Annotated in this window: 8 protein-coding genes and 1 rRNA gene; 1 reads left to right on the forward strand and 8 read right to left on the reverse strand. The window is 47.6% G+C overall.

The features are described from left to right. Positions 1–7: 7 nt before the first annotated feature. The 7 genes from C0977_RS08110 to C0977_RS11185 all read right to left on the reverse strand — a co-directional run bounded on the left by C0977_RS08110 (position 8) and on the right by C0977_RS11185 (position 6,622). Positions 8–1,774: a 1-deoxy-D-xylulose-5-phosphate synthase gene (locus tag C0977_RS08110; RefSeq protein WP_101913046.1), complete on the reverse strand. Its 1,767-nt coding sequence runs from the start codon at positions 1,772–1,774 to the stop codon at positions 8–10. A 297-nt stretch (positions 1,775–2,071) separates the two neighbouring features. Next, positions 2,072–3,055 carry a 2-keto-3-deoxygluconate permease gene (locus C0977_RS08115; protein WP_159459051.1) on the reverse strand — a complete coding sequence of 328 codons (984 nt, stop codon included), beginning with the start codon at positions 3,053–3,055 and terminating at the stop codon, positions 2,072–2,074. Between the two features lie 13 nt (positions 3,056–3,068). Further along, positions 3,069–3,689: an RraA family protein gene (locus tag C0977_RS08120; RefSeq protein WP_101913048.1), complete on the reverse strand. Its 621-nt coding sequence runs from the start codon at positions 3,687–3,689 to the stop codon at positions 3,069–3,071. A gap of 11 nt (positions 3,690–3,700) precedes the next feature. After that, positions 3,701–4,954, reverse strand: coding sequence for an aconitase/3-isopropylmalate dehydratase large subunit family protein (locus C0977_RS08125; protein ID WP_101913049.1), 1,254 nt, complete (start codon positions 4,952–4,954; stop codon positions 3,701–3,703). A 2-nt stretch (positions 4,955–4,956) separates the two neighbouring features. Then, positions 4,957–5,469: a 3-isopropylmalate dehydratase small subunit gene (locus tag C0977_RS08130; RefSeq protein WP_023054277.1), complete on the reverse strand. Its 513-nt coding sequence runs from the start codon at positions 5,467–5,469 to the stop codon at positions 4,957–4,959. Between the two features lie 12 nt (positions 5,470–5,481). After that, a complete protein-coding gene (locus C0977_RS08135) occupies positions 5,482–6,288 on the reverse strand; it encodes an aconitase family protein (protein WP_234987618.1) in 807 nt (268 codons plus the stop codon). Further along, a complete protein-coding gene (locus C0977_RS11185; RefSeq protein ID WP_234987619.1) occupies positions 6,197–6,622 on the reverse strand; it encodes a hypothetical protein in 426 nt (141 codons plus the stop codon). Before C0977_RS11185 ends, C0977_RS08135 begins: the two co-directional genes overlap by 92 nt. Positions 6,623–6,853: 231 nt before the next feature. Here C0977_RS11185 and C0977_RS08140 point away from each other — a divergent pair, with 231 nt between their 5' ends. Beyond that, positions 6,854–8,749, forward strand: coding sequence for a sigma 54-interacting transcriptional regulator (locus tag C0977_RS08140; protein WP_101913051.1), 1,896 nt, complete (start codon positions 6,854–6,856; stop codon positions 8,747–8,749). A gap of 63 nt (positions 8,750–8,812) precedes the next feature. Here C0977_RS08140 and rrf read toward each other — a convergent pair. After that, positions 8,813–8,929 (reverse strand): 5S ribosomal RNA (gene rrf / locus C0977_RS08145). Positions 8,930–8,937 lie beyond the last annotated feature (8 nt).

Here is an 8,937-nt window from a genome sequence, read left to right on the forward strand (position 1 = left end):
TTTCACGTTACTCCTCAGTCCGTTCCGGTTCTTGCGCCTGCAAGATTCTGGCGATATCGGCGACAATACACGCTGGATCCAAACGATAGCGACTGTACAGCGTTGACAAGGGTACGCAGTTCGTAAATTCCTTTTCCGCCCCGTAAGACAACACCTGTACGGCAGTCGTTCCGTAAAAAGAGGCGACACGCTGCCCGAAACCGCCGCTGACAATGCCGTCTTCCAAGGTCACCACCAAGCGATGCGACGCTGCCAGCTCCTGCAGAACCGTTTCGTCCACTTCGCTGTACACGCGGGGATTGATCAGACTTCCTGCAATGCCGTATCGCCGCGCCAACAGGTTGCATGCCTGACAAGCCAGATCATAAAACTGTCCCAAGCCGATGAAAGCGACTTCTTTACCGGTTCTGACCAGTTGAAATTGCCGCCTGTTCGCCGCTGTAAACGGTCTGCCGGCCTGATACGTATAGATCCGATTCGGTACTCTGATTACGACCGGCTCTTCCTGCTGATCGACAGCCCACTCCAGCATCTCCACAAATTCCCCCTTCGTGGCCGGCGCCAGGCAGAGCAATCCCGGAATAGAGGCCGTCATAGCCAAATCGTACATGCTGGCATGCGCGGCATCCATGGCGGATATGCCGCCGCCTGACGTAAACGAGAGGATGACGGCGCTGCTGCCGTTAATTGCCAGATCATGCATAAGCTGGTCATACGTACGTTGCAGAAAGGTTCCATAATCGAGGACGACAGGCTTAGCGCCGGCTTTTGCCATCCCGGCCGCAAAAGAAACTGCGTGCGCTTCGGCAATGCCGACATCAATATACTGCCGGCCTGCCTGCTCCCGAAATGCCGTATCCGCTCCCACGTTGCGGGGGACGGCGGGACAGACCGTGATGACAGACGGATCTGCCGCCATCTTTTTCAGCAGAACCTGCCGCGTAATGGCGTCGCCGCGTTCACCGGCCACGCTCTTCCCCGGCTTATGAAGATGATGATAAGCCTCGCGGTCTCTTTCCGCCGGCTCATAGCCCTTCCCTTTTTGTGTACAGACGTGAATGACGAGAGGACGCTGACGATCCTTTTCTTCGGTAAAAACCCGAATCAACGCGCCCAGGTCATGCCCGTCTTCTACAAAGCGATAGGCCAGACCGCAGGCGGTGAAAAAATTATTGGCCGACTGTCCCCCCGTTCGCCTCAATTCCCGTAAATTTCTATATATGCCGCCATGATTCTCGGCAATGGACATATCGTTATCATTGACGATGATAAGCAAATTACCGTCCAATTCAGCGGCATTATTCAATCCCTCGAAGGCTTCGCCGCCCGATAAGGCGCCGTCACCGATAACGGCGACAACCCGGTAGTCGTCGCCGCAGCGATCTCTGCCGGCCGCCAATCCCGCCGCCAAACTGACCGATGTAGACGTATGTCCCATCAAAAAGGTATCATGCTCACTTTCCCGGGGATTCGTATATCCGGTAAACAGAGAATCTGCGGCAGGATCGAGAAACTTCCGCTTTCTCCCCGTCAAAATCTTATGGGTATAACATTGGTGCGACACGTCGAAAATAAACTTGTCCCGCGGCGAATCGAAAACATAATGCAACGCAAGTGTCAACTCCACAACGCCTAAATTCGGTCCCAAATGACCGCCTGAAGCCAATGCGCTGTCAATCAGGACCTGTCGAATTTCACCGGCAAGCACTTCCAGCTCAGGAAGGGAAAGTCGTTTCAATTGTTTCGGACTATCTATCTGTGACAAATATTGCATGGTCTTCCTCTCTGTTAACAAAATAGTATATTGCCTGTGATAATAGTGTATCATTCTTACACGTTCAAGCATAGTCCGGTTCGCAAAAAAATCTGCCCTATCCCTGCCGGAACACTGCACATCTCCAGAACGAAAGCCCCTTTTTGTGAGTAACCGAAAATCCGTTACGACATAGTCATCAATAATAAACCAGCTATTTCCGGCTGGCATAAACTGCAAAAAAATTTCCTGAAAGCCAAATGATACATATCGACTTTCAGGAAACACGAATTTGTTACCGCATCGAACAGAACATATTTATGAATGCTCCACTTCTGGTGAATACTGAGGAGCTCCCCATTTCTTTAATACCCAGGCAGTCCACATAGGACATAAAATCGCCGTCACGATAACTGCCGCCGCAATTTGCACAGAAGCCAGCGCAGCGGCGTCCGTCAATTCCGGCACAACTCCGGCAATAATCGTCGGCGTCGCCACTGCCGATCCGGCAACAGAAGCCAGCGATGCGCCTGCATATCCGGGGCGGTGCAAAATAAGTTTATCGATTCCCGTCAACACAATCGCGCCAACGATGAACGCTACCACGCCCAAGAGAACGCCGCCAATACCGGCAGAAAACATCATGCCCAAATTGATGGATGATCCAATTGAAATGCCGACAAAAGGAATCATCAGCCGTGAACCTCCCTTAAAATAGTTGCGTACACCGGGATACAGATTCCCCAACACGATACCGAACAGCATAGGAAAAATCGTCGCAAACAGTGACATCAGCGGAATATGCGTTGCCCCGGAAGCCCCCAGCGCCACCATAGCCAGAAAAGGTCCGTCTTTTAAAGATAGTAAACTGTATGCGCCGAGATCAATATCTTCTCCGTATTCGGCAGTAATGGCAAGATAAATAGAACCGTTAGAACTGAGCAGCGCCGTGTAAACAGCCAGCGCTGAAACACCGAAAACGCCTGCAGGTCCAAAGATCATGCCAAAAATGGTTCCCGTCACATAGCCGGCTGCAAATTTCCCCAGCAGGAGCATGCCGCCACGCTTCAATGCTTCTGGCGCTTCATTTAATCGTAATCCCGTTCCGGCCATGAATAAGACCACCCCAGTTAACGGTACAACAGCCTTTTTCCCGAAAAGTGCCGTTGTAAGACTGCCCATATTGACAAAATCAGGAAACAGAGAATTGAAAATAATCGATAAAAACATCGGAATAATCATGGCTGCCGCTGGGATCTTCCGAAAGGCCATACAGGGGATATCGTATAAAATATAACTCATGTTTATCTCTCCTTTATTCATGAACACATTGTTCGTCAAGGAATTTCTGAAGCATATCGGAATCTGGTATCATCCTGGTCAGTTTCCATCGATCTGCCGCTTCTTTACTTTTTGCATTTTTTACGACATCGGTCTGCTTTTCTTCCGGCACAACAACTACTCCATCGGCATCACCATAAATAATCATGCCCGGTTTCACGACGACACCACCACATTGTATCACCTGCTGCGTTTTTCCCAAGTAAACGGCAGCAGGAATTTTAGGTACCGCTCCTTTTGCAAAAACAGGAAATGATCCTTCACTGATGTCCAGACTATCACGAATACAGCCATCAATAACAATGCCTGCCAGCCCTCGCTTTTGGGCTATATGAACGACAATTTCACCTAAAAAAGCCACATCTGCGGAACCGTCGGTATCAATAACCAGGACCTCACCGGGAGCAGCGTCATGCAGTGCCTTAAAAACAACGGCACAGTCATTTTTTATGATTTGTACAGTAAAAGCCGGCCCGACCATCCTCATATATTTATTCAGCGGTTTGATATGGCTATTCATCGTGCCAACACCTTGTAACGCATCGGCAAGAGACGTCGTGGAAACACCTTGCCAATCATCTTTTTGAAAATTCACCACTTCTCCTCCTATCCCAATTCAACCGGATTAGTCAATTTCCCGGTAACGGCAGTGGCCGCCGCTACCGCCGGAGAGCTAAGGTACGTCCTGGATGCAGGACTGCCCAAACGGCCGAGAAAATTCCGATTGTTCGTGCCCAAAAGCACTTCACCGTCAGCTAACAAGCCACCACTGCGACCTTCGCAAAGAGAACAATATGGATGCGTGAACATGGCACCTGCTTTGACCAATATCTCTACGTATCCTAGCCGCAAGGCCTCCTTGAAAATCTTACGTGACGCCGGCGTAACAAGCAGTTCGACGGCCGGAGCAATCGTCCTGTTTTTCAAAATTTCGGCAGCAATCTCCAGATCCGCCAATCTGCCGTTCGTGCAGGAGCCGATAAAAACCTTATCCACTTTCATGCCCGCCAGCGCTGACAGCGGTCTGACATTGTCTACGTGCGGGTGCGCGGCAATATACGGTTCCAGCTCTTCTGCCCGGTAATACAGCACCCGTTCATAGGCGGCGTCATCGTCAAAACATATCCAGGAAATATCGTCATACCGTACCTGACTGTATGCCGCTGTTTCCGGCGTCGGCGCAAAGAGTCCCACCTTGGCACCGCATTCCACAGCCATATTGGAAATCGTCAACCGCTCATCTACAGTCAGCTTGTCAACAGTACTGCCGCAGAATTCCAGCGATTTATAGGTGCCGCCTGCAGCTTGTAAATCTCCGAGCACCCGTAAAGCAATATCTTTTGAATAGACTCCTTTCGGCAAAGTACCGTCGATTCTGATTTGAATCGCTTGCGGTACGCGGAGCCACATCTCCCCCGTTCCCAATACGGCTGCCATCTCCGTATAGCCAATACCCGTGGCAAAACAGCTGACAGCACCATACGTTGTCGTATGCGAATCTGTAACGAAAGAAAGATCTCCCGGTCTGACGTACCCCATTTCCGGCATCAGTTGATGGCAAATGCCATCGCCAACATGCACTTTTCTGGCACCGCATTCCTCTGCATAGCGGTAACCGTAATTCATATGATCGCCATCCAGCGGCAGACAAGTCGGAATTAAGTGGTCAAACATGATGATAACCTTCTGCGAATCCCATGATTTCGTAAAGCCCATTTCTTTAAATTTCCGGTATACATTCGTCGTATAAATGTCATGGAACATGACACAATCGGGATGTGTAACTAGAATATCGCCCGGTTTGCAGTCTTTTACACCAGTATTATGCATAAGGATCTTTTCCGCTAATGTATGTCCCATCTTCATTTCTCCTCTCTTTTTATGATGCGATTCCGGATCTGCATATGACGAACCAAGCCTCCATCAGCAACAATCTTAAACACATTATCCGGAATGCTTGGAATGTTAAAAGACTGTCCGTTGACACCTACTGTACCCGCCTTCAAATCAACGGACACAATATCCCCTTCTGAACAATGATCCGGCAGTTCCCGACTTTCCAACAGCAACAGTCCATTATTAATGGCATTGCGGAAAAAAATCCGGGCAAAAGATTTTGCGATAATGCAAGGCACTTGTAAAGCACTGATACATTCCGGCGCCTGTTCCCGCGAAGAGCCGCATCCAAAATTACTGCCGCCTACAAGAATATCTCCCGGCTGAATTTGGCCGGCTAATTCAGGCCGCAGCGGTTCAAAAGCATGTGTCTTTATTTCATCCATCGTATCCAGTGTAAGCCATTGTGTCGGAATGATGATATCGGTATCAACATCATCGCCTAATTTCCATATTTTCCCCGAAAACTTCTTTTTCATACACTTTTCCTCCTACTCGCCAAGGACACCGTAAATAGCCGTTTTCGCCGCTACAGCCGGAGAACTCAGATAAACGCTGGCCGTCTTTGATCCGGAACAGCCGTCAAAATTATACGATCCTGTCGATACAAGCACTTCTCCGTCATCAAGAATTCCCTGCGCTTTTCCCCAGCACACGCTACACCCCTGATTCATGACAATGGCCCCACAATCCAAGAAGATTTCCAACAATCCTTCTTTAGCGGCTTGCAGATAAATATCGCTCGTCGCCGGAGCAATGATAAGTCGGGTTCGATATGCCACCTTTTGTTCACGCAAAATCGACGCCGCTATCCGCAAGTCTTCCAATTTGCCACCGCGACAGCCGCCAATAAATACTTCATCCACCTTAACAGGCTCTATATCGGACAAAGGCTGTGCCTGATGAACGGCTCCCGGCAATGCTACCATGGCCGGTATATCCGACAAAGACAGCCTAATATGTCCTTCCAGTCTTGCCTCGCCGTCACTGAAAACTGCACTCATTGCACCGGCCTGTTGCGTCAGATGACACAAATCAAAACGCTGACTACGTGACAAGTCCCCTATTCCTACCCCTGTAAAAACCACGAGTTTCCCTTTTACGTCGAATGATTTAAGACGCGCCAACAACCACAAAGCGACATCTTGCATCATGGTCCTTGAAGCGGGAGTACCGGACAGTTCTATGACAAATAACTCCGGCTGGCTAAGCGTAATATGCTGATCGCGCAATACATCCGCCAATTCCGCTTCCGTCACCGTTAACCCGAGTATCCCTACAGCACCAAATCCAGCCATATGTTCCCCTGTCCCGACGATAACCTGATTCATATTGCCGTACGTTTCCATTACTCGCAAGTACCCTACGCCACAACACGTTTCCAATAACAGATTGTTTTGCACCCCCCCAATCAATAAGCTTTCTCTGTTTAGCTCCGATAGCAATACTGCTGTTTGGCGTATCATGATCAATGCAAACAATTACCCTGTCTCGATCTTTTATGGAAATATGCTGCACGGTTTCCACAAAATCATCAGAAACAGCATCTGTAATAATGCTGTAATCAACAGGGAGAGTCCATGGTTGATGATATCGTTTTTCTTTTATCTCCCTTACAAAGCTATTTCTCATGCCGTCTCCTCCTCAGATTAACTACCATTTCCTGTATGCCCTTATTATAGAATGTATTTTCGGGACAACCAATTTATCGGTTTTTATCCGAGTTATCTTGTTAAATGTTTCATAATATATTATATTTTTATAAATGAAACAAATTTTCTAATTTCCAACTAAATTCTCGTCTTTTTTATCCATGAACACCGTTGTAAAGCAAGTAGTCAACATTTGCATAAAGGAGTTTGTATGCTTAACCATACCGAATCTTCAATTACGCCCTACAAGGTTTGTATTTTAGCCTATGATTTTACGATGACCTTAGCACAGGACGTTATCGAAAAATTGCCGGACAATGATGTCAAATATTTGATCTTCAATGCGGGACTGGACGAAAAGCAAGATATTTGCGTTGCCGAGGCAAGACAACAGGGCTGTGAAGTTTTCGTGGCAGGCCCCGCTTCTGCAGCGAGATTTATGAATTATTACACGTACCCGCTGATTCCTTACGAAGTTCGGCCCATTGACTACATCATAGCCATCAACCAAGCTGTAAAATTGGGCGGCACTCATTTAGGGCTCGTCCGTTACCGTTATTCTCCTGCTCCTGACTTACCGCTACTCCGTGAATTGACAAATATTTCGCTGACAGAACTTATTTATGATGAAATACCTCAAGTCTATCCGCTGGTCAAAAGAGCCTCCTGTGATATTTTCATCGGCAACTATCTGACGCAACATGCTGCAAAGGCGGCAGATAAACAGGCAATTTTACTCTATGCCGGCAAGGAAGCAATCCGTGATGCTTGTATACGGGCCGGAGAACTGGCGCACACGTTATATGATACGGAACGTGGAAAAGCAATCGCCGAATCTGTGCTCAATACAGCGCAATTAGGAATTATCGTTGCCAACGCGCAAGGAAATATTGAATTCTTTAACCGCACGATGCAACAATATACCGGTATGGGTCTTCACGAAGTCAGCAATCGTGCCTTGACAGAAGTATTTCCCAACTTACCGCTACACCGTTTTGTGAAAAGCGGCCTATTACAAAATGACAGTTATCATCTCATCAACGATACGATGATGAGATGCATTTTTCAAAAAATCATGGTCGGAATGCATACAGGCGGCACCCTGTTGACAATTCATCCAAATCCTCATAATTTGAAGAAAGAACGCTCACGCCCCAAATTCGTCGTTAAACCGATTTATAAACTGGAAAAAATTACGATGAACTCTCCAATCATGAAACGCGTAGTCACAGAATGTTACCATCTTTCTCCCATTGAACATCCCACCGTCATCATCGGCCCTTCCGGTTCCGGCCGGGAAGAGATAGCCCACTGCCTTCATAACGCCTCACGACGGGCAAGCAAACCTTGCATCATTTTAGATTGTGCAACCCTTGATGAGGACCATGTTGCGACAATGCTTTATGGCTATGGCATAGATAAACGTTCTGTAGACGGATTGCTTTTGAATGCTAACGAAGGAAGTATGATTATTAAAAATATATCGATTGCCGGGCCAAAATTACAAGCAGCCTTATTGTCAATCATACAGCAACAACAATTTTTTCACCCCGGTATGATCGCTCCGATTACCTTTGACATCGTTTTCTACACAATCGTAACCGATGAGGAATACCACCATTTGCGTTCCGATTTGCGCTGCTGCTTTGATATTTTACACATCACATTGCCCCCTCTCTGTACCCGGAAAGAAGACATCTGCGAGTTATTTCAAAGCTATGTTATGCAGTTGTCACCAGATAAACGCGCTCACCAATTGACGCCATTGATGAAGGAAATTTTAACACAGTACAGTTGGCCAGGAAATGTTCGAGAACTTCGCGCCGTAAGCACTCGCTATGTGCTCCTCTTAAAAAAAGCTGCGCGTCACACTGTTCAGCACCGCTATGAATCTTTATTGAATGCCATCGGGCAAGATACGTTGCGGCATGACATTTACACACAATATCATGCCCTATTGGAACGCCCTATTAAAGATATGGCATCCTTTTATGCCGGCTTGAAACTATTACATCTATTTTTCAGCCAAACCTACGAAGAATTGGCTCAAGAACTTGGTCTCAGTCGTACTACGCTATGGCGTATCAAAAAAGAGGTTAGTGGTTAGTGGTTACACCCCATTGGTGACAAAAAAAGAGAGACACACGATTGTGTGTCTCTCTTTTTTCGTAATCAGCAACTTCCTATCCTCCCAGGGGGCCTCCCCCCAAGTACGTTCGGCGTTTGTAGGCTTAACTGCTGTGTTCGGTATGGGAACAGGTGGATCCCTACAGCTATCGTCACTGAATTCCTCTC

Origin of the sequence: Megasphaera vaginalis (ex Bordigoni et al. 2020) (assembly GCF_900240295.1) — a bacterium.
Classification (GTDB): domain Bacteria; phylum Bacillota; class Negativicutes; order Veillonellales; family Megasphaeraceae; genus Megasphaera; species Megasphaera vaginalis.

What these genes read in the sequence shown, in the direction of transcription:
- C0977_RS08115 (WP_159459051.1), bottom strand. Translation starts at nt 3,055, where the DNA reads ATGAGTTATATTTTATACGATATCCCCTGTATGGCCTTTCGGAAGATC.
- C0977_RS08140 (WP_101913051.1), top strand. Translation starts at nt 6,854, where the DNA reads ATGCTTAACCATACCGAATCTTCAATTACGCCCTACAAGGTTTGTATT.
- C0977_RS08130 (WP_023054277.1), bottom strand. Translation starts at nt 5,469, where the DNA reads ATGAAAAAGAAGTTTTCGGGGAAAATATGGAAATTAGGCGATGATGTT.
- C0977_RS08125 (WP_101913049.1), bottom strand. Translation starts at nt 4,954, where the DNA reads ATGGGACATACATTAGCGGAAAAGATCCTTATGCATAATACTGGTGTA.
- C0977_RS08135 (WP_234987618.1), bottom strand. Translation starts at nt 6,288, where the DNA reads ATGGCTGGATTTGGTGCTGTAGGGATACTCGGGTTAACGGTGACGGAA.
- C0977_RS11185 (WP_234987619.1), bottom strand. Translation starts at nt 6,622, where the DNA reads ATGAGAAATAGCTTTGTAAGGGAGATAAAAGAAAAACGATATCATCAA.
- C0977_RS08110 (WP_101913046.1), bottom strand. Translation starts at nt 1,774, where the DNA reads ATGCAATATTTGTCACAGATAGATAGTCCGAAACAATTGAAACGACTT.